27 protein-coding genes, 2 pseudogenes and 1 riboswitch are annotated in these 26601 nt (G+C 49.3%); of the genes and pseudogenes, 22 read left to right on the top strand and 7 right to left on the bottom strand.

The features are described 5' to 3' along the window. Positions 1-4 precede the first annotated feature (4 nt). From glmS to BN2373_RS00295, 6 genes are all read left to right on the top strand, one after another. Positions 5-1840 carry a glutamine--fructose-6-phosphate transaminase (isomerizing) gene (gene glmS / locus BN2373_RS00320; RefSeq protein WP_053942209.1) on the top strand — a complete coding sequence of 612 codons (1836 nt, stop codon included), beginning with the start codon at positions 5-7 and terminating at the stop codon, positions 1838-1840. Positions 1841-1848: 8 nt separating this feature from the next. After that, positions 1849-2574, top strand: a complete 726-nt coding sequence (locus BN2373_RS00315) for an ABC transporter ATP-binding protein (RefSeq protein WP_053942208.1) — start codon at positions 1849-1851, stop codon at positions 2572-2574. Continuing rightward, positions 2561-4210 carry a hypothetical protein gene (locus BN2373_RS00310; protein ID WP_053942207.1) on the top strand — a complete coding sequence of 550 codons (1650 nt, stop codon included), beginning with the start codon at positions 2561-2563 and terminating at the stop codon, positions 4208-4210. Before BN2373_RS00315 ends, BN2373_RS00310 begins: the two co-directional genes overlap by 14 nt. 84 nt (positions 4211-4294) lie before the next feature. Then, positions 4295-4603 carry a DUF4298 domain-containing protein gene (locus tag BN2373_RS00305; RefSeq protein ID WP_053942206.1) on the top strand — a complete coding sequence of 103 codons (309 nt, stop codon included), beginning with the start codon at positions 4295-4297 and terminating at the stop codon, positions 4601-4603. A gap of 59 nt (positions 4604-4662) precedes the next feature. Then, positions 4663-6027: an alanine/glycine:cation symporter family protein gene (locus BN2373_RS00300; protein WP_053942205.1), complete on the top strand. Its 1365-nt coding sequence runs from the start codon at positions 4663-4665 to the stop codon at positions 6025-6027. A 76-nt stretch (positions 6028-6103) separates the two neighbouring features. Then, on the top strand, positions 6104-7054 hold the full coding sequence (locus tag BN2373_RS00295) for a hypothetical protein (RefSeq protein WP_053942204.1): 951 nt from the start codon (positions 6104-6106) through the stop codon (positions 7052-7054). Between the two features lie 81 nt (positions 7055-7135). Here the strand turns inward: BN2373_RS00295 and BN2373_RS00290 are convergent, their stop codons facing one another. Next, the gene (locus BN2373_RS00290) at positions 7136-8047 is read right to left on the bottom strand and encodes a Fic family protein (protein WP_053942203.1); all 912 of its coding nucleotides are present in this window, start codon (positions 8045-8047) and stop codon (positions 7136-7138) included. A gap of 183 nt (positions 8048-8230) precedes the next feature. Here BN2373_RS00290 and BN2373_RS00285 point away from each other — a divergent pair, with 183 nt between their 5' ends. From BN2373_RS00285 to BN2373_RS00275, 3 genes are all read left to right on the top strand, one after another. After that, a complete protein-coding gene (locus BN2373_RS00285; RefSeq protein WP_053942202.1) occupies positions 8231-8560 on the top strand; it encodes a hypothetical protein in 330 nt (109 codons plus the stop codon). A 256-nt stretch (positions 8561-8816) separates the two neighbouring features. After that, entirely contained in the window at positions 8817-9014 is a 198-nt protein-coding gene (locus BN2373_RS00280; protein WP_053942201.1) for a hypothetical protein, read from the top strand. Between the two features lie 179 nt (positions 9015-9193). After that, complete coding sequence (locus tag BN2373_RS00275) at positions 9194-10672, top strand: WD40/YVTN/BNR-like repeat-containing protein (RefSeq protein WP_238379604.1); 1479 nt, start codon at positions 9194-9196, stop codon at positions 10670-10672. A 137-nt stretch (positions 10673-10809) separates the two neighbouring features. Here the strand turns inward: BN2373_RS00275 and BN2373_RS07590 are convergent. After that, positions 10810-11291 (bottom strand): annotated as a pseudogene (locus BN2373_RS07590) (MFS transporter); the annotation flags it as partial. A gap of 219 nt (positions 11292-11510) precedes the next feature. Between BN2373_RS07590 and BN2373_RS00270 the strand changes: the two are divergent. The 4 genes and pseudogenes from BN2373_RS00270 to BN2373_RS00250 all read left to right on the top strand — a co-directional run bounded on the left by BN2373_RS00270 (position 11511) and on the right by BN2373_RS00250 (position 13851). Beyond that, entirely contained in the window at positions 11511-12089 is a 579-nt protein-coding gene (locus BN2373_RS00270; RefSeq protein WP_053942200.1) for a helix-turn-helix domain-containing protein, read from the top strand. 247 nt (positions 12090-12336) lie between these two features. Beyond that, positions 12337-12732: pseudogene (locus tag BN2373_RS07585) on the top strand (N-6 DNA methylase); the annotation flags it as partial. 148 nt (positions 12733-12880) lie between these two features. Beyond that, the gene (locus tag BN2373_RS00255) at positions 12881-13351 is read left to right on the top strand and encodes a GNAT family N-acetyltransferase (RefSeq protein ID WP_053942197.1); all 471 of its coding nucleotides are present in this window, start codon (positions 12881-12883) and stop codon (positions 13349-13351) included. Positions 13352-13527: 176 nt separating this feature from the next. Beyond that, positions 13528-13851 carry an inorganic pyrophosphatase gene (locus BN2373_RS00250; RefSeq protein ID WP_053942196.1) on the top strand — a complete coding sequence of 108 codons (324 nt, stop codon included), beginning with the start codon at positions 13528-13530 and terminating at the stop codon, positions 13849-13851. Between the two features lie 115 nt (positions 13852-13966). Here BN2373_RS00250 and BN2373_RS00245 read toward each other — a convergent pair whose 3' ends face one another. Continuing rightward, positions 13967-14710 (bottom strand): recombinase zinc ribbon domain-containing protein, encoded by a 744-nt coding sequence (locus BN2373_RS00245; protein ID WP_053942195.1) that lies wholly within the window; start codon positions 14708-14710, stop codon positions 13967-13969. Between BN2373_RS00245 and mcrC the strand changes: the two genes are divergently transcribed. Beyond that, the gene (mcrC, locus tag BN2373_RS00240) at positions 14685-15746 is read left to right on the top strand and encodes a 5-methylcytosine-specific restriction endonuclease system specificity protein McrC (protein ID WP_053942194.1); all 1062 of its coding nucleotides are present in this window, start codon (positions 14685-14687) and stop codon (positions 15744-15746) included. The genes BN2373_RS00245 and mcrC overlap by 26 nt on opposite strands. Before the next feature lie 87 nt (positions 15747-15833). Here the strand turns inward: mcrC and BN2373_RS00235 are convergent, their stop codons facing one another. Continuing rightward, positions 15834-16415, bottom strand: coding sequence for a PepSY domain-containing protein (locus BN2373_RS00235; protein WP_053942193.1), 582 nt, complete (start codon positions 16413-16415; stop codon positions 15834-15836). Positions 16416-16642: 227 nt separating this feature from the next. Here BN2373_RS00235 and BN2373_RS00230 point away from each other — a divergent pair, with 227 nt between their 5' ends. Next, positions 16643-17524 carry a GIY-YIG nuclease family protein gene (locus BN2373_RS00230; protein ID WP_053942192.1) on the top strand — a complete coding sequence of 294 codons (882 nt, stop codon included), beginning with the start codon at positions 16643-16645 and terminating at the stop codon, positions 17522-17524. 333 nt (positions 17525-17857) lie between these two features. Here the strand turns inward: BN2373_RS00230 and BN2373_RS07780 are convergent, their stop codons facing one another. Continuing rightward, positions 17858-18010, bottom strand: a complete 153-nt coding sequence (locus BN2373_RS07780) for a hypothetical protein (RefSeq protein WP_156296225.1) — start codon at positions 18008-18010, stop codon at positions 17858-17860. 45 nt (positions 18011-18055) lie between these two features. Further along, a riboswitch (FMN riboswitch) is annotated at positions 18056-18169 on the top strand. Positions 18170-18317: 148 nt separating this feature from the next. On the opposite strand from BN2373_RS07780, the gene ribD reads away from it, so the two are divergent. The 7 genes from ribD (at position 18318) to BN2373_RS00195 (ending at position 24761) form a co-directional block, all read left to right on the top strand. Beyond that, complete coding sequence (gene ribD, locus BN2373_RS00225; RefSeq protein ID WP_053942411.1) at positions 18318-19412, top strand: bifunctional diaminohydroxyphosphoribosylaminopyrimidine deaminase/5-amino-6-(5-phosphoribosylamino)uracil reductase RibD; 1095 nt, start codon at positions 18318-18320, stop codon at positions 19410-19412. Further along, complete coding sequence (locus tag BN2373_RS00220) at positions 19397-20053, top strand: riboflavin synthase (protein WP_053942191.1); 657 nt, start codon at positions 19397-19399, stop codon at positions 20051-20053. The genes ribD and BN2373_RS00220 overlap by 16 nt, the downstream gene beginning before the upstream one ends. An 85-nt stretch (positions 20054-20138) precedes the next feature. After that, positions 20139-21374 carry a bifunctional 3,4-dihydroxy-2-butanone-4-phosphate synthase/GTP cyclohydrolase II gene (locus tag BN2373_RS00215; protein WP_053942410.1) on the top strand — a complete coding sequence of 412 codons (1236 nt, stop codon included), beginning with the start codon at positions 20139-20141 and terminating at the stop codon, positions 21372-21374. 92 nt (positions 21375-21466) lie between these two features. Next, positions 21467-21934, top strand: coding sequence for a 6,7-dimethyl-8-ribityllumazine synthase (gene ribH, locus BN2373_RS00210; RefSeq protein WP_053942190.1), 468 nt, complete (start codon positions 21467-21469; stop codon positions 21932-21934). A gap of 49 nt (positions 21935-21983) precedes the next feature. Then, positions 21984-23057: a tRNA 2-thiouridine(34) synthase MnmA gene (gene mnmA / locus BN2373_RS00205; RefSeq protein ID WP_053942409.1), complete on the top strand. Its 1074-nt coding sequence runs from the start codon at positions 21984-21986 to the stop codon at positions 23055-23057. Between the two features lie 27 nt (positions 23058-23084). Then, complete coding sequence (locus tag BN2373_RS00200; RefSeq protein WP_053942189.1) at positions 23085-24326, top strand: YkvI family membrane protein; 1242 nt, start codon at positions 23085-23087, stop codon at positions 24324-24326. A 186-nt stretch (positions 24327-24512) separates the two neighbouring features. Then, positions 24513-24761, top strand: coding sequence for a GlsB/YeaQ/YmgE family stress response membrane protein (locus BN2373_RS00195; RefSeq protein ID WP_053942188.1), 249 nt, complete (start codon positions 24513-24515; stop codon positions 24759-24761). 49 nt (positions 24762-24810) lie between these two features. Here the strand turns inward: BN2373_RS00195 and BN2373_RS00190 are convergent, their stop codons facing one another. Next, entirely contained in the window at positions 24811-25458 is a 648-nt protein-coding gene (locus BN2373_RS00190) for a response regulator transcription factor (protein WP_337999374.1), read from the bottom strand. Further along, entirely contained in the window at positions 25455-26549 is a 1095-nt protein-coding gene (locus BN2373_RS00185) for a sensor histidine kinase (RefSeq protein WP_053942187.1), read from the bottom strand. Before BN2373_RS00185 ends, BN2373_RS00190 begins: the two co-directional genes overlap by 4 nt. Between the last annotated feature and the right edge of the window lie 52 nt (positions 26550-26601).

The following is a 26601-nucleotide window of genomic DNA, read 5'->3' as shown; positions in this document are numbered from 1 at the left end:
GCCTATGTGTGGGATTGTTGCGTACACCGGAAAGAATCAAGTCGGCCCCATCCTTCTGGATGGACTGAAAAAATTGGAATATCGCGGATATGATTCCGTGGGGATAGCGGTCGAAGGGGAGGACGGAAAGATCCAGACCGCCAAGACCGTTGGCCGGGTCCAAGCCCTTGTTGACCAGACCCGGGGCGGAACCCTTCTGCCGGGATTTACAGGGATCGGACATACCCGATGGGCGACTCATGGGAGCCCGGATGAGGTCAATGCCCACCCCCACAGCTCGGGGGACGGCCAGGTAGTCGGGGTCCACAATGGGATCATCGAAAACTACCAGGAGCTCAAGACCATGTTGGAGGGCAAGGGCTACACATTTGAATCCCAGACCGACACCGAGGTCGCCATCAAGCTGGTCCACTCCCTCCTCCATGAGGAAAAACAGGGGCCCCTCCATGTCCTCGCCAAGGCCATGCTCCTCATGCAGGGAAGCTATGCCCTGGCCCTCCTCTTCTCCGATCGGCCGGGGGAGATCTATGCCGCCCGGAAGGACTCCCCCATGGTGGTGGCCCAGGCGGAAGACGGAGCCTACCTGGGCTCCGACGTCCCGGCCATCCTCAGCCATTCTCGGGAAGTCTACTATATCGACGATATGGAAATCTGCCTCTTAAGAAAAGGGGAGATCCGCTTCTACAACGTCTATGAGGAGGAAATCCATAAGGACCCGGTCCATATCGACTGGGATGCCCAGGCGGCGGAAAAGGGAGGCTTTCCCCATTTCATGCTTAAGGAAATCTTCGAGCAGCCCCGGGCTGTCCGGGACACTCTCCATGCCTACGTCAAGGGAGGGCAGGTTGACCTGACTGAAGCTGCATCCAATTTGACTTCAGACTTCCTGGCCTCCCTGGACCAGGTCCAGATCGTGGCCTGCGGATCCTCCTACCACGTGGGGATGGCGGCCCAGTACCTGATCGAAGATTGGGCCCGGGTCCCCGTCCGGGTGGAGATGGCCTCGGAATTCCGCTACCGCCGGCCTATCCTGACGAACAGGACCCTGGTTGTGGTCATCTCCCAGTCCGGGGAGACGGCCGACTCCCTAGCGGCCCTCCGGGAAGCTAAGGCCCAGGGCGTGCCCACTCTGGGGATCATCAACGTGATCGGGTCCTCCATTGCCCGGGAGGCCGATGGGGTCCTCTACACTAAGGCCGGTCCCGAGATCGCCGTCGCCACCACCAAGGCCTACTCCGCCCAGCTGGTGGTCTGCTATCTCCTGGGCTTAGCCCTGGCCCAGGCCAGGGGCCAGATGGAAGATGTCCGGCCCATCCTGGATGCCCTGGAAGCCCTGCCGGGCCAGATGGACCGGATCCTTGCGGAACATGAGGATATCCAGTACCTGGCCACCCAGCTGGTGGGCGATAAGCACATCTTCTACATCGGCCGGGGGATCGACTACGCCATCGCCATGGAAGCCTCCCTCAAGATGAAGGAAATTTCCTATATCCACTCCGAGGCCTATGCAGCCGGTGAGCTCAAGCACGGGACCATCTCTTTGGTCGAAGAGGACACCCTGGTCGTGGGGTCCATGACCCAGCCCCGGGTCATGGAAAAGACCTGGTCCAACCTGGTGGAAACCCGGTCCCGGGGAGCCCTCCTCCTGGGCCTGACCATGGAAGGAGAGGACAAGGCAGTAGATGCCGACTACCGTATCACTGTCCCCAAGACTGACCCCCACATCGTCACTTCCCTGGCTATCATCCCCTTCCAGCTCCTGGCCTATTATATTTCTGTCAACCGTGGACTGGATGTGGATAAGCCCAGAAACCTGGCCAAGTCCGTCACTGTAGAATAGGAAGATTCATGAAGTTAATTTTGCAAGAAGTCAGCAAGTCCTTTCCGGGCAAGGAAGTCCTGGAGGAGATCAACTACACCTTCGACCGGAACTGCCTGTACGCCCTCCTGGGACGGAACGGGTCGGGGAAGACCACCCTTTTTAACGTCATCTCCGGCCAGATCCGCCGGGATGGGGGAGAGATTCTTTTGGAAGACGGAGGGGAGAGGCGGCCTCTGACCTCTTCCGACGTCTTTATGATGGTGGCGGAGCCGGAACTTCCGGAATTTCTGACCGGCTATGAGTTCCTGAAATTTTTTATCGAAGCCAACGCCGACCGGATTCAAGAGCCGGCCTCCATCGAAGATTATCTTGACCAGGTCAGTCTGGACCGGGCGGATGCCCTCCGCCTGATCCAGGACTATTCAACCGGGATGAAGAACAAGCTCCAAATGCTCATGTTCCTCATCCTCCGCCCCAAAATCATCCTCATGGATGAGCCCCTGACTTCCTTGGACGTCGTGGTCCAGCTGGAAATGAAGAAGATCATCCGGTCCATCAAAGAGGACCACATCATCATCTTCTCCACCCATATCCTCCAGCTGGCCCAAGACCTTTGCGACCGGATCATCCTCCTTCACGGAAAAAACCTCCACGATGTGGAGGAAAAGATGGCTCGGGAGGAAGGCTTTGAAGACAAGATCATTGCCCTTCTTCAGGAGGAAAGTCAGGAGGATGGCCATGAGGGAGAATAGCCAAGTCCAATCGGTCCCTTCCCTGGGCCCTGCCTGGACCTCCTACAAGACCCACAAAAAAATATCCACCCATGAGAATGTCAATCTTTTTGTCCACCTCATGAGGAAGATCCCCTTCATCGGACCTCGCCTGGGTTCCTCTTATGAATTCTATGGCTTGAAAAAAGCCTTCATCGTTCTTAATCCTCTATTTGCCGGCCTGAAATTCATGGTCGGGACCCTGATCGCCCTTGTTATTGTCAGCATGCTGTTCGCTCAGTTCGGCGACCCTCTTTTTCGTCTTTTGGGCGAAACCGGCCTGCCCCTGGCCCTGACCGGGGAAACCATTCCTGCTTCGAATAAAGCCGGCCTGGTTCTTTTGGCTTATGGGGTGATCGCCATCCTGGATTCGGTCCTGGTGAATGCCTTCCGTACTTTTCCGAATTACCTGGACATCTACCGGGACCGGATGGAGGTCCTCTATCCGGAATACACTCGGATTCGTCCTCTTTATAATCTCTTTTACCGCAGCCTCTTTTTTGCCCTCTTAGGCCACTTTTTCCCGGGATTTACTTTAGGGGAAGGTTTTTTGATCGGACTGACCATTTCCCTTTTTCAGCTTGCCCTGGAAGAGCCCATGGTGGCCTTTTTTGAAAGAACGGGCAAGTCTTTCACCTCCTACAAATGCTTCTGGGCCGTCTACCTCCTTTTTCTATTACTTATTTTGCTGGCCACCTCTCTATTTGATGTCGACTGGGCAGGCCTCCTTCCCTGGACCCTCATCCTCTCTCTCCCGGCCTGCCTTCTTACCTTTCGTCAGGCCTTCCGTCCCAGGTCCCATGCAGATCTGGTAGAGACGATCCGTCAGGCTTCTTCCGACTTGGACAAACAGGTGGAAGAGATCACGGAGAAAAAAGTCCGGGTCAGTCTGAGAACTAAAGAGGCGGAGGGAACCCTCCCGGTCGGATCCGGGGTCACCGGCTATGCCTACATCAACCGTCTTTTTTTCCACCGCTTTCGAAAAAAGCTCCTCCGTCCAGTCCTCATCAAATCAGGGGTTTTAGGTCTTCTTGGGGGCTTCCTGGTCCTTCGGATGGATCTAGGGGTCTTGGGAGAATTTGCGGACATTATCCCTTTCTTCCTCCCCTTCGTCTCCTACATGATTTTTAACCATGGTCAGTTGACCGACCTGATCTACAAGGAGTGGGACCGGCCCCTCAATCACTATGGCTTCTATAAGGAGGGGGATGTCCTTCTTCGTGTCTTCTTCTACCGCCTCCGGTCCACCGCCCTGATGAACCTCCTCCCGGTCCTGGTTATGGCCACTCTGGAAATTGGCCTCCGGTTGAAGGTTGGCCCCGTTTTCCCTCTGGCCCCCGTTCTCATGATCACCCTCCTTTGGGGAGCTTTTTTCACCATCTATCCCTTTTTCACCTACTACGTCTTCCAACCCCACCGCAAGGGATCCCATTTGGGCTTCCTCAAGCCCATCTTTTCCCTCCTTCTCTATGTCCTGGTCTTCTTCGTCTTTCCCAACCTGCCCGGGGTTATTTCTGCCCGGACATTCGGCCTGGTCTCCATCGTCATCCTGACCACCTTCCTTCTTTTAGCCAGCTTTTCCATCTATTTCCTGGCACCCAAGCTCCTTAAAGACTAATTTTCGTCAAATTTTGGGCATTTTTGGACGGAATAAGGTAAAATGAGAAGTATCTTATTTAGTTGGCCTTGAAAGGAGTCGGATATGGATTCAGTAGAACGCATAAAAATGATGGAGGACAAAATGAACCGTCACCAGGAGGTGACCAACCAGCTTTTAGAACTTTTGGAAAAATTTGGGGATTCCTTTGAGGAAAACTACAAGGACCTGGACCACTACTATGGGTCACAGGAATACCAGGATGACCTGGCCGCCTATGACCAAGGCAAGGTCCCCGAGGATGTCTTTTGCGGGGTCCTCTCGGAAGATGGACTCTGGGACCTTTTTGGAGACAACCAGGAAATCCTGGCCGAGTTTCTGGAACTCTCCTGCAAGCTGGTCCGCCGCTATTAAAGCAAGTGTAAGCTCTTTCTTGCCTAGCTCTTGCTACGAAAAACTCTTTGGAGTGATTTATGGATAAGTTCAATGATATTGTCGTTTTGATTGATGACTATGTATGGCTCGTGCTCATGTTCCTTCTGGTTGGATCCGGAGTTTTCTTCTCCATTCGGACCGGCTTCGTCCAAATCCGTCGCTTCGGGTCCGGTTGGCGCCATGTCTTCGGTGGATTGAAGTTCTTCGGTGCCCAAGCCGGGGAAGAGGGCATGTCTTCCTTCCAGGCCCTGGCCACCGCCATCTCTGCCCAGGTCGGGACGGGAAATATCGTGGGCTGCGTGACCGCCCTGGTCTCCGGAGGCCCCGGCGCTATCTTCTGGATGTGGGTTGCCGCCTTCTTCGGCATGGCCACCATCTATTCCGAGGCCACCTTGGCCCAAATCACCAAGACCAAGGACGAATCCGGGGCCGTGATCGGTGGACCGGTCTACTACATAACGAAGGCCTTCCGAGGGAAGCTGGGCAAGGTGCTTTCTGCCGCCTTCTCCATCCTCATTATCCTTGCCCTGGGCCTCATGGGGAATATCGTCCAGTCCAACTCCATCTCGGATGCCTTCTACCAGGCCTTTGGCATACCCAAACTGGCTGTAGGCGTTATTGTTGCTCTTATTGCCGCCTTTATCTTCATTGGGGGGATCTCCCGGATTGCCGCCTTTACGGAGAAAATCGTCCCCATCATGGCCGTTCTCTACCTGGTTGGCGGAACCCTCTGCCTCATCCTCTTTAGAGACAACCTCCTTCCCGCCATCGGGTCCATCTTCACCTACGCCTTCACTCCCTATGCGGTGACCGGAGGCGTGATCGGAATCGCCATCACCCAAGCCATGCGCTACGGTGTCGCCCGCGGCCTCTTCTCCAATGAGGCCGGTATGGGGTCCACCCCCCACGCCCACGCCATCGCCAAAGTTGACCGTCCAACGGACCAGGGCGAAGTGGCCATCATCGGGGTCTTCTTCGACACCTTTATCGTCCTGACCATGACCGCCTTGGTCATCCTATCCTCCGGGATCCTTCCCGACATGATCGCCCAGGGGATCACCGGTGTGACCGTGGCCCAGCATGCTTTTTCGGGGGCCATCGGAGAGAAGGCCGGCCCTGCCTTTATAGCCGTCACCCTTCTTTTCTTCGCCTTCTCCACCATCATTTCCTGGTACTTCTTTGCGGAGCAGAACATCAAGTACCTCTTCGGCCTGGGTGCCCGCAAGCCCTTCGCCCTTCTGGTCGTCATCTGCATCGTTATTGGCTCCACCCTCAAGGTGGATCTGGTTTGGAACCTGGCCGACCTCTTCAACGGCCTCATGGTCGTTCCCAACCTCCTGGCCCTCCTCGCCCTATCCGGCGTCGTCGTCAAGGCTGGAGCCAGGAAGTCCATCGACCTTTAATATTTCATCGAGCGGAGAGGGGGGACACCCCTCTCCTTTTTTATCGCGAACCCTATTTAACCCCGGGAGCTGACAAATGAACTGGATCAATGCCTTTGAACTTCTTTGTTACGCCCTGACCGCCATCCTTCTTGTGGACATCATCAAAGCAAGGAATTGGAAGGAACTCCAGGTCTTTTTATCCGGCGCCCTGGCCGGCTTTACCCTGGAGCTGGGCGCCGTCCGCCTGACGGACATCTACCACTACAGCGACCTCTACTACCTCACCATCGGCATCCCGCCCTACCAATTTCCCTTCTTTGGGGGCCTCATGTGGGGCGGGGTAGCGGTATGCGCCCTCCGGATTGCTGAAAAATTCAATGGGAGCCAGCTGACAACGGCCCTCATCTCCGGCTGGCTGGTCGTCTCCATGGACTTCCTCCTGGATGTTGCGGCCATCCGCCTCAGTGGCGGCTTCTGGGTCTGGGACGGTCGGCCCATCAACCTGAACATCGACCACCACATGTGGATGAGCATCATCTGGGTCAACTTCCTGGGCTACCTCTTCGAAACGCCGGCCCTCATCTACCTGACCCTCCGCCATGAGGACCGCCTAAAGAAAAAAGCCCTAGGGGCTCATGGAGGAGGGGAAACCGGTCGGCCGGGATGGCAAAGAATCCTCATGATGGCCCTCCGGGTGGTCCTCATCGGATGGGGAGCGGTTATTTTTGTAGCCCTGGCCTCAGCGATCGCCCTCTATTTGGACGGGATTTCCGACGAATGGACCAGCTTTCTCGCCTTTGTGGCCCTTTGGCTGGCCATTCTGGGGAAGATCCTGGTCATCCTAAAAGACCAAGCCCACAAGATCTCCTGGAAGGGGAAAAAGGACAAGGTCCTCATCCTCTTTTGGCTGGCTCTCTATGGCTACTGCTTCTTGGCCCTGACCTCCCTGGGTATTTTTGCCGCCCGGCCCCTCTATGGAGTTTTTGTCCTCTGCCTCTGGGCTTTTACCATAGCCCTGAGCTTGGTCCAGGTGAAAGGGGAGTGAGTGGGCTAAGGGAAGAAACTTGAAAAATAGAATCCCCCAAATTGGCGAATGGCCGGTTTGGGGGGATTTTATAGGTCAAATTTAATTCTTAATATCAAAAAGTTCAAGCATGCCTCTTACGGTATCTTGCCCATCATAACAGGTGCCGACCAGGTATCCGGGATCGGTCAGGTATTCTCGCAAACCACGACAATAGAAGTATTTTTTTCGGTCCTCGATGATAAGGGGGACCAGCTTATGGTGGAGGCATTCCTTAAAGGCAATCAGCCGACCAACACGGCCATTCCCATCCTGAAAGGGATGGATGCGTTCGAATCGAAAATGAAAATCAATGATCTCTTCCAAGGAGATTTTTTTCTTTTTATGGTATGCCGCCAGTAGGGCTTTCATATCGGAAGCAACATTCTCAGGGGAGGATGTTTCCATTCCTCTAACAACATTTGGGCGACTTTTATACTCCCCAACCCGAAACCAGGACAGGGTCTCATCTTTTGTTCCTCGCTTTACAAGATAGTGGAGTTTTTTGATGATTTCTTCTGTCAAGGGTTCTTCGGCCATATCAATACAGTAATCAATGGCCCTGAAGTGATTCACCGTTTCGATGATATCATCCACAGGAAGGCCATCGCCACCGTCAAGGGTACTTGTCTCAAAGATCCTTCTCGTTTGTTCTTCGCTTAACGTGCTTCCTTCGATATGGTTCGAATTGTAGGTCATGCGTATTTGAAGCTCGTGGTAGAATCCGCCGGAAATCTTGTAGTCTTTTTCTTCCTTGAGTTGCTGAAGGAGGGGGTTATCGGCAACTATAGTATAAATATCACTTTCATCGCAGGAGAAAAAGTGGGTTAACTTCTTTATGACAAAGGGAGAAAGCGGCTCCGCTTTTGAAATCTTGGCAATGGTCCGTGAGGACATATGAAGCAGGTCGACAAGGTCGGACTTGTTCAAGTTCCTCTGCTTTAATAATTCATATAAACCATCGTAGTTATACATGTTATGCCTCCTGATCTTTACTTATTTTCTCAAAAAAATCCATGTAAGTAAAGATTTTTGCATATCGAAGTAAAGATGATTTCTGTATTCTTCTCTAAAAAAGGGTTTCCAGGACAAGGAATGATAAAATAAAGAAACAGTGAAAGATATACGACGAGATGAAAGAAAGATGAGGTATTGCTCATGAATAGACTCCGGCCCATGGTCCCCTACCTATTGGTTGCTATCCTGGCCTTTTACGTCCTGCCCCTTTTTATTATCGATACCGGGAGTGGGATGGCCATCCTTTTGGTGGCCATCCCTGCCATCATCCTTATTTCTTCCGAGTTTTATGGAATGAAACATTCATGGGACTGGCTTTATCCCTTCCTGGTCATGGTGGTCTTCCTTCCCGCTGTTTTCACCTTCTTTAATGAAACCGCCCTTGTGTATGGCCCGGCCTATAGCATCCTTGCCCTGGTGGGGAGCTTTTTAGGGAGCTTGATTTCTCGGAAAAATAATCAAGAGGAGTGAAGTTAAATGTAATGTAAAAGCACATTAAATGAAATTGTTTGTTGGGTATTTGTTGTGATATATTTTTTTGCTTTGATATCCAAGAAGTGAGAATACGATTGTAGGCGGAGCCAGTGTAATATTTCCTTACAAGCATCAAATATATGCCACTGATTAAGTTGCTAATTCTATTCATGGTTCGCAAAATTTTGTCCTCCTCACAATGATAATCAGAAAAAGAGGCAGGAAGATATTATATTTTGTGGAGGTATAAAAAATGAAAAAAGGATTGCCATACATTTTGGTTGTAATTATATCTGTAGTAATCACTTTCTTTTTCTTTGGGGCTATGAGTTGGTATAATTTTGGCGATAATCCAACACCAGTAGTGCTTATTAGAATGATTTTTTTCTGTGTAACATTGATTTGTTTTATGAGTTTTATTATCTATTTAATCAAGAGAAAGAAACAATAATAAATTCCAGTTTATTGATGAAACAGAAATCAATCTGCTTTTAAAGAATTGCCGATATTGAACTTTTGATTGATCGTAAATTCCAGGACTAACTGAGTCGCTAGCAAGATCTTAGAGATGACTGAGTGGCAACCAGATTGGAGCAAAAACCTCAGACCTGATGGAAAGGGGATACTAATATGAGGCAAAAACTAAAATCTTTAGTTGATTACATAATCCTATTTTTACATTCAATTCTTATGTATAACTTATGGAAACTTTGTAAGTTTGGTGGAACACATTATAGGCTTAAAATTATGATGCCGTTTGTGATTCTACTGATTATCTTACTATTAATCAGATTAATATTAAGACGTAGAGGCTATAGGGCAAGTTATTTTAAACTCCGTTTGGGTTTATATATTGCTATAAGCCTAATATTTGGAGTAATGATAATATATACAGCTATTCCTTATAAAGGAGCTTTATCTTGGAAAATTGATGATTTTTTAAATCATAAAAAGATAAACTTCATTCATAATAATATTTATAAAAATAGTATTGAAGGATTGATAAAGGATATAGGAGAAAAAAATTCTTTACCAGAAAAACTTTATGTATCAGATGATTTCTACATTGAGTTTACAGAGGATGGAACAATTACGAATATAGAAACAACGCTATATGGAGAAAATGATAAAGGGGAGTTGAAAGGTTTTTTAATTACCTATGACCATAAGAAAGATAGAAAATTAAATGTATGGCTTAATGAAGGGGAAGGCCTTAGTATTAATTCAGATAAGTTATTAAAGCCTTTTTTCGCAGTTCTTAAGCAATCGAATTACAAAGAACAAGTTCATCATTGGGAGCAGATCAAACAAAATCAAACATATTCTTTTTTATATACAGGAAAGGAAAAAGTTAATTCAGAAAAAGGAATCTTTCTATTAGATGGAGATGCAGATGGTGATGGAAAATATAATAAAGGATTGACGACTTCTAAACTATCAAGAGGAGGAGAATTTAGTGGCTATATGGCTTCTCTTTATATAAAAAATAATGAAGACATATCTTCTATTAAATATCTTATCGAGCCACAATATATATCACCGGAAATGCTTGAAAACGAACATAATAGCGAAATAATTGAAGATGCAAAGAGTTCAAGAAGCTGGATTACAGATGAGAATAACGGTACAGTATATACTTTTGTTTTAGATGATAAAAAAATAGGATACAGACTTGTGGTTGTTGATGCTGCTGCAGGTTCAAGGTTTTACGCATTGGGAAAATCAATTGATAGTGGGGAAAATTGGAAAATCATTAACAAAGATCCTTTTATGAATAAAACCGGCTCAGCTGAAGGAATAATATTCTTTTCAAATGATTTTGGTTTTATTGGAATTCAAGGGGCATCTGGACAGTACTCTCAAATATATAGTACAAAAGATGGAGGTATCACCTTTAGACAGGTTAATTTACCTATGGATAAGGTGACAGACATACCAAAAGAGGGAAAAGAAATCGGACTGAAATTGAGTGATTATACATATCTATCTATGCCTGAGATTAAGGGAAATAAATTATATATTACTGTAACGACAGGAGAGTATGAATCTAATGGAATTAAATTTTATTCTGATGATGCTGGAGAAAATTGGAATGTTTTAAGAAAATAAAAATAGTTTAAATACCAAATGAATTGAAGCAGAAATCAGCAAACCACCACTACATCTACTCCCGGAATGTTCATATTCTCACGTAATGACAACACCCTACCCTTTTCTCCCATCTCCATGGCGGAAGAAGTGCTGTTCCTGGTCTTCCAGAGGGGAGACTAAATATCAAAATAGCTGTGAGTAAAAGCTGAATGATCGAGATGATCCGATATCCGGCATTCCATTCCAGACCGGCCCCTAGAGCAAGGCCCATAATATAGGGACCGATCGTGGCACCAACTCCCCACATACAATGAAGCCAGCTCATGTGGCGGCTTTCATAATGAAGGGCAACATAGTTATTCAGCGATGCATCGACGCTCCCCGCTCCAAGACCATAAGGAATTGCCCAGAGGCAGAGTTCAAGATAGGTGGAACTGATTGAAAAACCGAATAAGGCAGCAGCGGTCATTCCAACGCTAATGGCTGTAACCATCCCGGTTCCCAGCCGCCTCGTCAGGCGATCACTTTGTAAACTGGAAATGATGGTTCCCAATGCAATAATCATGGAAATCATACCCATGTAGGAGATGGGAACCTGAAGTTGGGGATAGATGGATGGCCAGGCCGCACCCAATAACTTGGTACATGTTTACTTAATGAGTTTGCCAATATTGGCTTAATTCCAGAATTTGCAAAATTGACGACAACAATTCATTCAAAAACAATACTGCTAAATTCAGTGATTTACGTAATGTAAAAAGCTTTTGACACACAAAAAGAGTTAAAGGTAAAGAAGATTTGATAGAAATAGAACAACATCTCCAATATAGTTATCTCAAAAGGAGGTATGAATTTTATGGAACTTGGTCATCAAATTAAATACTACAGAAGTGAGAAAGAACTATCTCAGGAAGAACTTGCAGAAAGAATATTTGTTTCAAGACAAACAATTTCGAATTGGGAGAACAATAAGAATTATCCTGATATCAACAGCATTGTATTACTAAGTGAAATTTTTGGAGTATCAATTGATCATTTAATTAGAGGAGATGTTGAACAAATGAAAAAGGAAATTAATGCAGAAGAAGTTAGAAAAATGAATGGGTATTCTTTAATGATGTTGATTCTTATGCTAGTCGCCATAATTTCCCTGATGCCATTGATTAAATTCATTGGTTTGTATGCGTTTATCCCATATTTAGTGTTAGTAACTTGTGCGTTATTTTTCGCACTCAAAATCGAGAAAATCAAGAAAAACAATGATATTCAAACGTATAAAGAGATTGTAGCCTTCACCGAAGGAAAGAGATTAGACGAGATTCAGCAAATTGAAGAAAAGGCAAAACGACCATATCAAAAAATTATAATAGTATTTTTATTTGTAGCAATTGCTATATTGATTAGTGGAGTTATGATTTTTTTACTTAGGTTATAAGTTTTTATTCTTTGGATCGTGTTGATTTGTTTAATACGCACTATCAACACTAATCCACTCTCACACCGCCCACTCCAGAGTGGGCGTTTTCTTTGAGAATTTCTCTGATTTTTTAGATACTTATGGTATCGATTGTCTTATCGAAAAATCAGGGAAATTCTTATAAAATAAGGGTACTGTGACCAATCCATATGATCACAGGAATCCTTTGCAAAATACGAATTTTGGAAAGGAATAGACAAGTAGCCATGTTCGGGTCCGGGCCAAAGGGGATGAGAACCTCAACGAGACCCTGGAAAAAATCTTCCATTCCATTGAAGAGTCGGCCCAAGGGAGTGAATCGGAAAGCAACTTTGCTGGCCTCTTCGATGACTTTGATGTGAACAACAATAAGTTGGGTTCCACCGTGGCCAAGAGGAATGAGAAACTCTGCAAGCTCCTGGATGGGGTGACGGATATGAATCTGGGTCAGGTGAAGAGCCATGCCATGGATGCCTTCGGCGATGCCTACGAATACCTCATGACCATGTATGCTTCCAACGCCGGGAAGTCGGGTGGGGAATTCTTCACTCCAGCAGACGTATCCGAGCTTTTAACCCGGATTGGGACGGTGGGGAAGACAGAAATCAACAAGGTCTATGAAATGATAATACCGAAATTGATACAATTTAACGATTTCAAAAGAGCGGTTGCTTAGGGTGTTCAAAAGGGTTTTGGGGGTGTGTAGTACTTTTTAATGAAACTCAGGCGTTCCGAGCTTTAAACAAATTAGAATTTACAGGGGTGAAGATATGATATCCATCCAAGAAATACCAGTCGAACGAATCAACGAATACTGGGATATTCAGTTCGACTATTTAGTGAATGATGGCATGATAATGACAGAGGAAGAAAAAGAGTATTTCCAAAGTGTAGAGTATCGAAATGTGTTAAAAGGCCATATGTTACGTACTCCGGATACGCTCCATATGATTTATTTTATTCGTGACGGTATTAAGATTGGTGCAGCCCAATACTGCATCTATAAGAGCGAGGACGGGAAATGTTTTATTCTTGATTTTTGGGTCTTCCCTGAATACAGGGGAAAAGGCACAGGACATGAATGTTTCAGTGCACTTTACCGTTATACACAGAGTGATGGCGCACTATATTATTCTCTAAACTATGCGAAAGAGGAGTCGCGAAGATTCTGGAACTCTCTTGGTTTTAAGGATAACGGAATGGATGAGTATGGTTCTCCACTGATGTTAAAAACATGCTGATAATCTCCGGTTTAATGGTGTCAAATTATGAAACAGATTGAAAAATCGTCTTAACGATTGCAAAAGAGCAGCTGCTTAGGGGTGTTCAAAAGTTTTTAAGGGTGTGCAACAAGTCTCTAACTGAAATACAGTTATTGACAAGGCTCAGATAAGTTAGAATTTAGAGAGGTAAAAATATGATTGGTAAGATTGTAAAAGTTAAAGTGGATCGTCCACTTGGGAGTTCTCACCCTGATTATCCGGAACATATTTATCAAATCAATTATGGTTATGTTGAAGGAGTAATTGCTCCCGATGGAGAAGAACAAGACGTATATATACTTGGGGTTGATAAAGCAGTGGATGAATACGAGGGAGAATTAATTGCTGTTATCAAAAGGGAAGATGATGTTGAAGAAAAATGGGTTGTTGCTCCAATTGGAATAAGGTTTACATTGGAAGAGATTGAAGATGCTGTCAAATTCCAAGAGAAATATTTCAAATACTACATTGAAATGTAATTATCAAATCCCAGTTTAATAGTGTAAAAATCTAAAAAGGATTGATGAATTTTGAAAACAGTTCTCAAAATATTAGTTCCTTAATTATTCATCATAAAGTTCCGAGAAAAACGTCCTAAATCTCCATCCCGTTTCTGAATATAAAGGTCAGCGTTCCATCTCTTGAAACAGTGGCATAATCAAGCAAACTTTGCCAGAGAAGCGGGCTGAAAGTTGCCATCTCATCTTCGGACAGTAGAGTTTTTATGAATCGCCCGGCCTGTATGTTCCGGGTTTTCTTGTCTTCGATCTTCTCATTGACGGCATCGTACGTTTTTTTCACACTGTTAAAACGCTCAGTCATTTCATCAAATTTCTGATTATACTTTTCCTGGTCTAAGACCGTCCTGGCGTTATTTTGAATGGCCTGTTCCATGAGATTTGATATGGATTCTATCTCTGCATAGAGCTTATCTCGTTTAGTTTCCAGATCGCTAGTACTATATGCGATGTCCTCAATAGCCTGAAAGTATGCCCTTATCTGCTCACGGTCTTTAACCAGAATGCCCACGGCCTTCATAAAAGCATCCTTTATTTCATCCTCTGTAAAGTGTGGAGTTTGGCATTTCTCTTTAAACTTGCTGTTGCACTGCCAGATGGTCCGTTTGTACTTGCTGATGGAGTGCCAGACTTTCGAGCCGTACCAATCTCCACAGTCTTCACATTTTATCTTCCCTGAGAAGATAGTGACGTTGTTTTTTGATTTCCGATAATCATGTTCAAGTAGGGTTCGCACAAAGTCCCAAGTCTCCGGCTCGATAATCGCTTCATGATTACCATGAGTGGTGTATTTGATGACTAAGGATAAGACCATCTTCATCAAAAATATTTACTATATGCTGTCCTATGCCTTCGAGGTCCTAAGAAATTCCAATTACGAGGACCTGGCCTCCGAACCCTTTGACCATGCCCAGGACCTCCTGACAGCCATCCTTTCCAAAGGTCTGGCACAGTTGGTTAAGCAGGGGCTCTACCGGGAGTACACCAGCAAAGAGGAGAGCCTTATGGTCATGCGGGGGAAACTGGATGTAGCCGGGACCATCCGGAACCGGATCCAGAGGAAGCAGGATCTGGCCTGCGAATTTGATGAGCTGTCGGAAAACAACCTCTATAACCAGATCCTGAAGACCACCCTCCATTACCTGGTCAGGGATGAGGGGGTTGATGTAGAGAGGAAGCGGGCACTCAGGAAAATCCTTGTTTTCTTTGACCGGGTTGATTTGGTGAACCCGTCGGAAATCGCCTGGTCCAAGCTCCAATACCTTCGCAATAATGGAAGCTATGAGCTCCTCATCAATATTTGCTACTTCGTTCTGGATGGGATGGTCCGGACCACGGACAAGGGGGACTACCGCCTCATGTCCTTCTCCGATGACCATATGGCCAAACTCTATGAGCGCTTTATCCTGGAATACTACCGCCGTCACCATGCCTACTTAACCGAAGTCAAGGCGGGAGAAGTGAAGTGGGACCTTTCCGGTGGAGAGGCCCCCTCCATGGTCCGCTTCTTGCCTCGTATGCAGACGGACGTCTTCCTCCGGATGGGAGAAAGGGTCCTCATTATCGAGGCCAAGTACTACAGCGAGACTATGGGAGCCCGGTACGATAAGCCAAGTCTTCATTCGGATCATCTCTATCAAATGTTTGCCTATGTGAGGAACCAGGACAAGGAGAGGACCGGGAATGTGGCGGGTCTCATTCTCTATGCCAAGACGGACGAGGCCCTCACGCCGGATTACCTATTCAATATTGGTGGAAACGTGATCGGAGCAAAAACCCTGGACTTGAATGTGGATTTCCGGGAGATTGCTGGACAGCTGGATCAAATCGTGAAGGACTTCCTTATTTCAAGTTAAGTTAATAACTTGAAATAAGGGATCTATTATTGAATCCGTATTTCAATATTTGCAAAAAAAACTTTCCCCATTTCTGGGGGAAAATTTTTAGCTATCTTTTTTTACTAATTCACCAGTTTCCAGATTGTATTCATATTCGATGTCCTTACCGTCCTTGGTTTTCACCTCGATATCCAATTGATTGTAGGATCCGCTTTCCTCAAAATCAACCGAATAGGAATCCAAGGAATACTCTTGGCCTGCGTCTAGAAGAGCATTTTCAACGAGCTCGTCGACTTTTGATAGTAAAGATAAATCAATCGCCTTATTTTTTGAAGTTCGGTCTTTTTCAGCCTCTTCCTTGATCATCGATCCGTCCTTGGCGGAAATTTTTATATTATATTCATGGGTCTCATCAAAGCCTTCAATTTCATATTGGGCGCTTTTCGTTTCTCTTTCAAAGCTGATTTCCGCGATGCTTGCGCCGGGGTACTTGTCTGTAAATATCTTTACGGCATCGGCTAAGCTGATCATATCATCATCTGTCTGGCTTTCTGCCTGGTTTTCCATCTGGCTTTCTATCTGACTTTCTGCCTGGGTACTCGATTCCGTTGGGTTGGGAGTATCAGCTGGCTTCTGGCAGCCTACCAATCCTAGGGCCAGGGCGAACAATACAATTAATTTCTTCATTCAATCATCCTTTCTTATTTGTGATTCTTGCTATACCTACCCAGGTTTAGAAAATTGTACACTATTGATGCTAGCCCTACTCTTGACAGAAAGAAGCTCCTTATTAAAACCTTATCGCTAGCCTCAATGAGCTGGAGGACGGTATGGTAGAATAGCTTAGATATTTGAGAAAATTCGAGAAGATATTTTATTGAAGTTGGTAACAGAGAAGTTTTTGAGGGGTTATGATGTCGGGAAAATCAATTAACTTATTCCTTATGGATGGTGATCCGAATGGTCGCATCAAGTGTTCTTTGGCCAATTGGACTGGTGTTGCCTATAAAATACCACGTACAATGCTAGATAAAGCTCGTGGCATCGATGCCTTAAGGCAGACTGGAGTTTACTTACTCTTCGGTGCAGACGCAAAGACTGATGAGCCTGTTGTATACATCGGCCAAGCAGCCGTGCGAAAAAATGGTCTAGGCATCTTAAATCGTTGGGAAGAACACAAACGTAATATTGAAAAGGACTGGTGGAATGAGGCAGTTGCTCTCACTACGAGAGACAATTCATTCGGCCAAACAGAAATCAGCTATCTTGAAAATCGCTTCCGTAATATGGCAATAGAAGCCGGTCGTTATCAGGTGATGAATGGCAATGATCCAGCACAAGGAAACATCACTGAGGAAAAAGAAAGCGAGATGGAAGAATTCATCTCTTATGCGCGGCTTATTATTGGTGCTCTTGGCTATAAGGTGTTTGAACCTTTGATTGTAAAAAAGAAAGTGGAAGAGTCGATAGCAGGAACCATCACAGAAGATAATCCACTTCTCTATTTTAATAACAAAAGAGTTAAAGCGACTGGCAAGCGGACATCGGAAGGCTTTGTGGTCATTGCAGGCAGTCATATTTCGTTGTCCTTGACGAAAAGTGCTCCAGATAATGCCGTTAGAAATCGTGCCAAATACGCCTCTGCTATTACTGATGAAGGCGAGCTTACCAAAGATCTGCTTTTTACCTCTCCATCTGCTGCGGCAGGTTTTGTCAGGGGGGCGTCATTGAGCGGAAATGTTGTCTGGAAAACAGAGGATGGTAGGACGCTTAAACAACTGGAAATGGAAGAATGAGCACCATACAAAAATATAACAAGGACAATAAATAGATCAATACGATTATTTTGTCTTGTTGTTCGTGTTGGTTCTCCCAAAATGGACAAACTACCACTAGATATTTTAGATAGGTAATAGTGTTGATTTGCTAATAAACGGCTAACCACCACTATTCTTTCCTCAAAAACATAGTGTTGATTTGCTAAAAAACGGCCAACTACCACTATTCTTCCCCCAAATCTTGCACAAAAGATAGTGTTGATTTGCCCAAAAACACCCGACCACCACTATTCTTCCCTCAAATCTCCCCCAAAATATAGTGTTGATTTGCCAAAAAACGTTCAACCAACACTAATCTTCCTCCAAAATCTCCCCAAAATATAGTGTTGACTTGCCCAAAAACGGCCAATCAACACTACTCTTCCCACAAATCTCCCGCAAAACATCGTGTTGGTTGGTCAAAATACGGCCAACCACCACGACGACCACCATCTCAACAAACATTGACAATGCCTGAGGAAAAGACTAGACTATACATGGTACAAATCCAATATTCTTCAGGGCGGGGTGGAAGTCCCCACCGGCGGTAGAGCCCGCGAGCCGAGAGGCCGATTCGGTGAAATTCCGAAGCCGACAGTACAGTCTGGATGGAAGAAGATGGGGATGCCCCCTGCTCTGGAATCTTCGGATTCCGTTTTTTTATGGGGCCCCATAGAGAGGCATGAGCCTCGCCATGCAAAAGGCAACGTTGACGCCCGAGAGGATTCTCGGGCGTTTTTTATGGAAAGGAGGACCCTTGGAAGAAAAGTACATGAAGCGGGCCATCGAATTGGCCAAAAAGGGAGTGGGCTGGGTCTCGCCTAACCCCTTGGTGGGGGCCGTCCTGGTCAAGGAGGGCCGGGTGATTGGCGAGGGCTACCACCGCCGCCATGGGGACCTCCATGCGGAAAGGGAGGCCCTCAAGGACTGTCGGGAGAGGGGGGAGGACCCCCGGGGGGCGACCATCTATGTCACCCTGGAGCCCTGTTGCCATACGGGAAGCCAGCCTCCTTGCACGGAAGCCCTCATGGAAGCCGGGATTGCCCGCCTGGTCTGCGGGTCGGATGACCCCAACCCCAAGGTGGCCGGCAAGGGTTTCCGGATCCTGGAAGAAGCCGGGGTGGAGGTCCATCGAGGCTTCCTCAAGGAGGACTGCGACGGACTTAACGAGATCTTCTTCCACTACATCCAAAGCGGGCGCCCCTATGTCGCTTTGAAATACGCCATGACCCTGGACGGGAAGATTGCCAGCCGGACGGGGGACTCCCGGGGGATTTCCTCCATGGAGGCCAACCGCTGGGTCCATGGCCTCCGCCACCGCTACCGGGGGATTTTGGTGGGCATTGGGACGGTTCTGGTCGATGCCCCCCTCCTGACCTGCCGCCTGGAAGGAGGGAGGAACCCGGTCCGGGTCATCCTGGATTCGGACCTCCAAATCCCCATGGAGTCCCGATTGGTGGAGACAGCCAAAGAGGTCCCCACCATCCTGGCCTGTCTGGAAGGGGCTTCTTCGGATAAGAAGGAAGCCCTGGAGAAAGCAGGGGCCCAGGTCCTGACCTTCCCCGAAGAGGAGGGCCGGATCCCCCTGGCAGACCTTCTGGACCGTTTGGGGAAAGAGAGAATCGACTCCCTCCTGGTGGAGGGAGGGTCGGAGGTCCATGCCTCCTTCCTGGATAAACCCGCCCTTGTCCAAAAGGTCTACACCATTGTTGCTCCCAAGCTCCTGGGAGGGAGGGAGGCCAAGACCCCGGTCGGGGGCCTGGGCCTGGAGAAAATCGCCCAAGCCCTTCCTTTGGAATTCCATGAAGTTCAAAGAATGGGACCGGACCTGGTCATAGAAAGCAGGTTGTCATGTTCACCGGAATAATCGAAGAAATCGGCCGAATTAAGGCCATCCGCCGGGGCCGGGCTTCGGCGGAGCTGGAGATCGCTGCCAAAAAGGTCCTGGAGGACGTTCAAGTGGGAGATTCCATCGCTACCAACGGGATCTGCCTGACCGTCACCGGCTTTTCACCCAGCTCCTTCCGGGCCGATGTCATGCATGAGACCCTCAACCGAACAGCCTTCCAAAGCCTCAAGGTGGGATCTCCGGTTAACTTGGAGCGGGCCATGGTAGCCAACGGACGCTTTGGAGGCCACATGGTCTCCGGACACATCGACGGGACGGGGAAAATTATGGCCCTGGAGGAAGACGACAATGCCCTTTGGGTCACCATTGGGACCTCGCCGGACATCCTCCGCTATATTGTAGAAAAAGGGTCGATCGCCATTGATGGGATATCCTTGACGGTGGCCACGGTAGGGGCGGACCGCTTCCAGGTCTCCCTGATCCCTCATAGCCTTAAGGAAACCAACCTCCAATACAAGAAGAAGGGGGCCCCGGTTAACCTGGAGTGCGATATGGTGGCCAAGTATGTGGATAAATTTTTATCAAAAGTCGCAGGAGAAGGAGGCGGGGAGGGGGGATCAGGCCTGACCCGGGAATTTCTTTTGCGGAACGGATTTTAGGAAAAGGCGGCCGGTCCCCGGACCCAGGCTGAAAGAAGAGTGAAAGAGAGGGAATGAAATGCTTGAACACCATGTCGATGTTGACATGAACCGCTTCGATGAGGAGCCGATTAAAGATGTGAAGAAGAGCCTGACCAAGGTGGATGAGGCCTTGTGCGATTTGCGGGAAGGGAAGATCATCCTGGTCATCGATGACCCCGACCGGGAGAATGAGGGGGACCTGGTCTGTGCAGCCGAATCCTGTACCACGGAAAACATGAACTTCATGGCTTCCTATGCCAAGGGCCTGATCTGCATGCCCATGTCCAAGGAATACGTCAACCGCCTCCTTCTTCCCCAGATGGTGACCGATAACACGGATAACCATGAGACGGCCTTCACCGTTTCCATTGATCATGTGGATACGACGACCGGGATCTCGGCGGAAGAGCGGGCCTATACGGCCAGGAAGGTAGCGGATCCCGAGTCCAAGCCCCAGGACTTCCGCCGACCGGGCCATATGTTCCCCCTCCTCTCCAAGCCCCATGGAGTCATGGAGCGGGATGGCCACACCGAAGCCACGGTCGACCTCATGCGGATGGCCGGTCTCAAGGAAGTGGGCCTTTGCTGCGAGATCATGCGGGAAGACGGGACCATGATGCGGACCCGGGAGCTGGTGGATTTCGCTGAGGATCATGGCTTGACGGTCATCTCCATCAAGGAGATCCAGGAATACCGGAAGCGGAATGAATCCTTTGTTGAATGCATCGCCGACGCCACCCTCCCCACCAAGCACGGGGACTTCCGGGCCCTGGGCTACCGGAACCTCCTGAACGGGGAACACCACGTCGCCCTGGTTAAGGGGGAGATTGGAGACGGGAAGGATGTCCTCTGCCGGGTCCACTCCGAATGCCTGACCGGGGATGCTTTCGGATCCATGCGGTGTGACTGCGGGGACCAGCTGGCCCACGCCATGGAAATGGTCAGCAAGGAAGGCCGTGGGGTTGTCCTTTACATGCGCCAGGAAGGGCGGGGGATTGGCCTTCTCAACAAGCTCAAGGCCTATGCCCTCCAGGATGAAGGGATGGACACCTATGATGCCAACCTGGCCCTGGGCTTCCCGGCCGATGCCCGTGAATACTACATCGGGGCCCAGATCCTTCATGACCTGGGTTGCAAGACCCTCCGCCTCATGACCAACAACCCCGATAAGGTCTACCAGCTGGAGGAATATGGCCTGGAAATTGAGGAGCGGGTCCCCATCCAAATCCATGCCAATGAGACGGATAAGTTCTATTTGGAGACAAAAAGAGACAGGATGGGACACATCCTGGACTTATAGAGACAGTAATGGGAGAGAATAGGACTCCGGTCGGACAGGCCGGGATCCATGGAGTCAGATGATAAACCGGCCGAGGGCCAAGGAGAAAAAAGATGAGAGTGTATGAAGGATCCTATGTCGTCAAAGGAAAAAAGTTCGGTATTGTGGTTGCCCGTTTTAATGAATTTATCACCTCCAAGCTACTTTCGGGGGCAGTCGATGCCCTCCAGCGCCATGACGTGAATGAAGAAGATATCGATATGGCCTGGGTGCCCGGAGCCTTTGAAATTCCCCTGGCGGCCAAGAAGATGGCTAAGTCGGGGAAGTACGATGCGGTCATCTGCCTGGGCGCCGTGATCCGGGGAGCGACCTCCCACTATGACTACGTCTGCAACGAAGTCGCCAAGGGCGTGGCCCAGGTGGGACTTCAGACGGAAATCCCCGTCGCTTTTGGTGTCGTGACCACGGAGAACATTGAACAAGCCATTGAAAGAGCCGGGACCAAGGCTGGGAACAAGGGCTACGACGCCGCTATGTCCGCCATGGAGATGGTCTCCCTCCTGGGTGAGCTGGAAGGATAAAAAGATTTCCAACCATCCCAAGCTTGCTTCTGTTGGAAAAGAGAATGTCATGAATCAACAATCAGCACTGATCGCCATGTCCGGGGGGGTGGACTCCTCGGTCGCGGCCTATTTAATGAAAGAACAAGGCTATGACTGCGTGGGGGGGACCATGCGCCTCCACAACCAGGGGGAGCTGACCTTCTCCAAGGTCCACCTCTGCTCCTCGCCAAAGGATATTGAGGATGCGGAGGCCATCGCCGACAAGCTGGGCATCCCTTACCATGTCTTCAACTTCATGGATGATTTTGAAGAAAAGATCATTGACCCCTTTATCGAAGCCTATGAGGCGGGTCGGACCCCCAACCCCTGTGTCCGCTGCAACAAGTTCATGAAGTTCGACCGCCTCCACCAAAAGGCCCGGGACCTGGGCCTCTACTACCTGGTCACGGGCCACTATGCCCAGGTGGAGGAAAGGGAAGGGGCCTTCTTCCTGAAGAAGGCAGCGGATCCCTCCAAGGACCAGTCCTACGTCCTCTATAACCTGACCCAGGACCAGCTGGCCCACACCCTCTTTCCCTTGGGCGGGATGTCGAAAAGCCAAACCCGGGAGATCGCCGACCGAGCCGGCTTGATCAATGCGGATAAGCCGGATTCCATGGATATCTGCTTCGTCCCTGATGGGGATTACGCCCGGGTCATCGAAGAGCGGACCGGACGGACCTATCCCGAAGGGGATTTCGTGACAAAAGAAGGGGAGGTCCTGGGCCGCCACAAGGGGATCATCCACTACACCATCGGCCAAAGGCGGGGTCTGGGTATCGCTTCGGCCAAGCCCCTCTATGTCCTCTCCATTGACCCCCTGAACAACCGGGTCATCCTGGGTCACCAGGAGGATCTTTTTTCCAGCCGGGTTCTGGTGGAAGGGGTCCACTGGATCAGCGGAGAGGCCCCCTTAATTCCCTTCACCTGCAAGGCCAAACTCCGCTACCGCCAGCAGGAGGAGGCCTGCCGGGTTACCCCCCTGGAAGACGGAGCCGTGACCCTGGATTTTGACCGGCCCCAGCGGGCCGTCACCCCCGGCCAGGCCGCCGTCTTTTATGACGGGGACTACGTCCTCGGTGGGGGAACCATCATTCAGTAAATTGTCCCTTGAACGTCAGGAGTTTTCATGACTAGGAGTTTATCCATTGCTTTCGCCTATGTGGGCGTTTTAACCGGAGCGGGCCTGGCTTCCGGCCAGGAACTCCTCCAATATTTTACGGCCTTCGGAAAGGCCGGCCTCATCGGCATCATCGTGGTCGGCTTCTTGCACACCTTTCTCGGAGCCATGATCCTCCAGCTGGGGTCCTACTTTCAGGCTTCGGAGCACGATGAGGTTCTCCAGGAAATCACCCATCCCTGGATCAACCGCTTTCTCGACCTGGCCCTGGTCCTCACCTGCTTTGTCATCGGCTTCGTCATGATTGCCGGGGCAGGAGCAAATCTCAACCAACAATTCGGCCTACCGGTTTGGCTGGGATCGGCTCTATGTGCGGGTCTGGTCATCCTGGTGGGACACCTGGACTTCGACAAGGTCCAAGCCATCATCGGCTCTTTCACCATTCTCGTTATCGGCTTTATCGGCCTGGCGGCCATCTACACCTTCCTCCACCTGGAAGGGGATTTCTTCGCCAATGAGGCTCTGGCCAGGAGCCTACCCACCACCCTGCCCAACATCTGGATTTCAGTCATCAACTACTTTTCCATGTGCTTCATTACCGGAGCATCCATGGCCATCGTCCTGGGCGGAAACGCCTTCCAGCTCAAGGAGGCCGGCCGGGGAGGTCTGGTTGGTGGTCTGATTGTCGGCCTGATCGGGATTGTCATTGCCATGGTTTTGTATGTACGCTTGGACCGGGTCATGGATTCCGACATCCCCATGTTGCAGCTGGTGGAAGAAATTTCACCCATCCTGGGCTTTCTGATGTCCCTGGTCATCTATGCTATGATCTTCAACACCGCTATGGGGCTCTACTACGCCCTTGCCCGCCGCTTCTCCGGCGACCGGCCCCGAAAGTTTTCTTTGGTCCTGATCGGCCTGGTCCTTGTCGGCTTTGCCCTCTCCTTTGTGGGCTTCAAGACCCTCATCGCCTACATGTATCCCATGCTGGGCTATATCGGCCTCCTCCTCATCGGTGTGGTGGTTTGGGCCTGGATGTCCCACAGGGGAACCATCCGGGTGGAGATGGGCCGACGGTCCCTCATCATGGACCTGAGTGAAAAGCACTTGGATGAGAACCAATCCCTAAATCGACGAGAATACCGGATTCTCAATTTTCTCATCCACAAGTCCAACCTGGATGACCGGGAAGTCCGAGAGACGGTCCGGGACCTGGTTGAAGGACAAAAAGAAGAGGACCGGGAGGAATAATCCTCCGATCCTTTTTTTTTGCCCGGGCATTTTGAAAAAAATCTGTTAAGAGTTAATTGCTTGGGTATAATAATAAAGCTTACAAAAGAGAAGAACCTTTTGTAAGGGCTATTATTCATTGATTGTTGAATAAATTTGGAATTTGGGGATTTTTCCTCAAGGGTGAAAAAAGATACGGAGGTAAGTATGGGACTTTTATCTTGGATTATTATTGGTGCTTTAGCCGGATGGATCGGCTCAAAGATTATGGGCATGGATGCTGAAATGGGTGGAATGGCCAACATCCTCGTGGGTATCCTCGGTGGTGTAGTTGGCGGTTGGATTATGTCTGCGATCGGCAAGACCGGAGTTCAGGGATTCTCTATCTGGTCCTTCATCGTTGCCCTCGTCGGCTCTTGCGTTTGCCTTTTCATCTACAAGGCCATCCGCAAGTAAAATTGAACCGGTGGAAAAGCCGGCATCCCTCTTTGGGATGTCGGTTTTTTTATTGCTCTTTATAATAAGCAACAGCCAACTGGGTTCGGTCACGAAGGTCTAATTTCTCCAAGATTATGGAGAGGTAATTTCTTATGGTTCCCTCCGATAGAAAAAGGGCTTGAGCCATTTCTTTGTTATTTTTTCCCTGGGCAACCATTTCCACTAATTCCCACTCTTTTTCGGTCAGGTCGTGAAAAAATGGTCTTTGTTCAAGGCGGTTAGGAACATGGTTGATCAGGTCGGGGATTTTTTCGGCAATGGCATCCCCGAAAACCCGGGAGCCCTCTTGAATCGCATAAATGGCAGGAAGGAGGCCCCGGACATCCGACTTAACCAGGTAGCCCCTGGCACCCAAGCGGAGGGCTTGGATGATGTAATCATCATCCAGGAAGGTGGTCAGGAAGAGGACCTTGGCCTCGGGGTCTTTTTCACGGATAAGCCGGCAGGCTTCCAGCCCGTCCATATCCTTCATCCGGATGTCCATGAGGAGGAGGTCCGGCCGGTGGGCCTCATAGAGGCTGACCGCCTCCTTCCCGTCATTTCCCTGGGCCACAACCCGGATAGGGAGACCCTCCTTCTTTGATTGGGATTCTGCAATGAGGGATAGGCTTTGGCAGACGATGGGGTCGTCGTCAACAATCACAATACGAATCATAGGATCTCCTTTCCCGGGGACTCTTCCCGTGGGACCTGGATGAAGATGTGGAAGCCGTTCTCTTGGTTGATTTTCATGCTGCCACCAAGAGTGAGAACCCCTTCCTTCATGGACAAAAGGCCCATACCGGAATTGCCGGGGTCTTTTTCTTTTTCACCCTCCCACCCTCCATTATCCCAGAGAAGGAGGAGGTATTGGTCGTTGTATTGCTTAAGACTCAGGTCAAAACGGCTGGCCCGGGAGTGCTTGGCCGTGTTTTGTAGGGCTTCGCTGGCCGAAAGAAGGATGAAATAGTGGAGGGAGGGGCCGGGCTGGTCCTGAATTTTTATATCCAGGTGGACGGGACAGAAGGTGTAATTTTCTGCCAGTTTCTGGAGTTGGCTTTCGATGGAGAGGGATTGGTCCCGCATGGCATGGACTGACCGCCGGATCTGGTCCAGGGCCCCTTCCACCTGCTTGCGGACTCCGGCGAGGGAGGAGGGGTCATCCATTGTTGCCTCCAGAGCCGCCAATTGGAGGATGGTCCCGGTAAGCTGGTGCCCCACCGAATCATGGATTTCTCGGGCGATCCGGTTCCGCTCTTCAAGGACGGCATTGCGCTTGTTGACCAGGGACCGGGTTTGGCTTTCCAGGTAGACCGTCTGGAGCCGGCGGATCCGGCCTTCGTAGTCATCCACCATGGCCAGGAGCCGATCCTTCCTTTCCTGACTTTCCACTGCCTCCCGGTGGAGGTAGTGGGCGGTGAGGGTGAGGAGGAACCAATAGAGGTAGGAGAGGGGGTGGGTCAGGTGGAAGAAGAAGCCCAGGGCAAAGAAGATCAAGGAAAGTTTTCCCAGGGGGACCAGGAAGGGGAGGGAGGGGAGGAGGGCCAGGCAGGAAGGGAAGGGGACGGCCAGGCCAAGAAGGGCAAGATAGGCCAGGTCAGGAGCCGGGGAGAGGAGAGAAAGCCATTGACCGGCATAAAAAAGGAGGCCGGAGGCCAGGGTCAGACCATAAAGAAAGGCCATGGAAGGGGGAGTGGAAGAGAGGAGAAAAGAAGAACTAAGGGATAAAAACAGGATGATTACCCAGGCAAATAAGCTTTTCTTCATGGCTTCTTCTCACTTTCTTTTCAAGACCCTACACCAGTATTTTACGAAAAGA

It is taken from the genome of Kallipyga gabonensis (assembly GCF_001286805.1).
Classification (GTDB): Bacteria; Bacillota; Clostridia; order Tissierellales; family Peptoniphilaceae; genus Kallipyga; species Kallipyga gabonensis.
The sequence above is the reverse complement of the archived record's forward strand: the minus strand, read 5'-3'. Positions and strand labels throughout refer to the sequence as shown.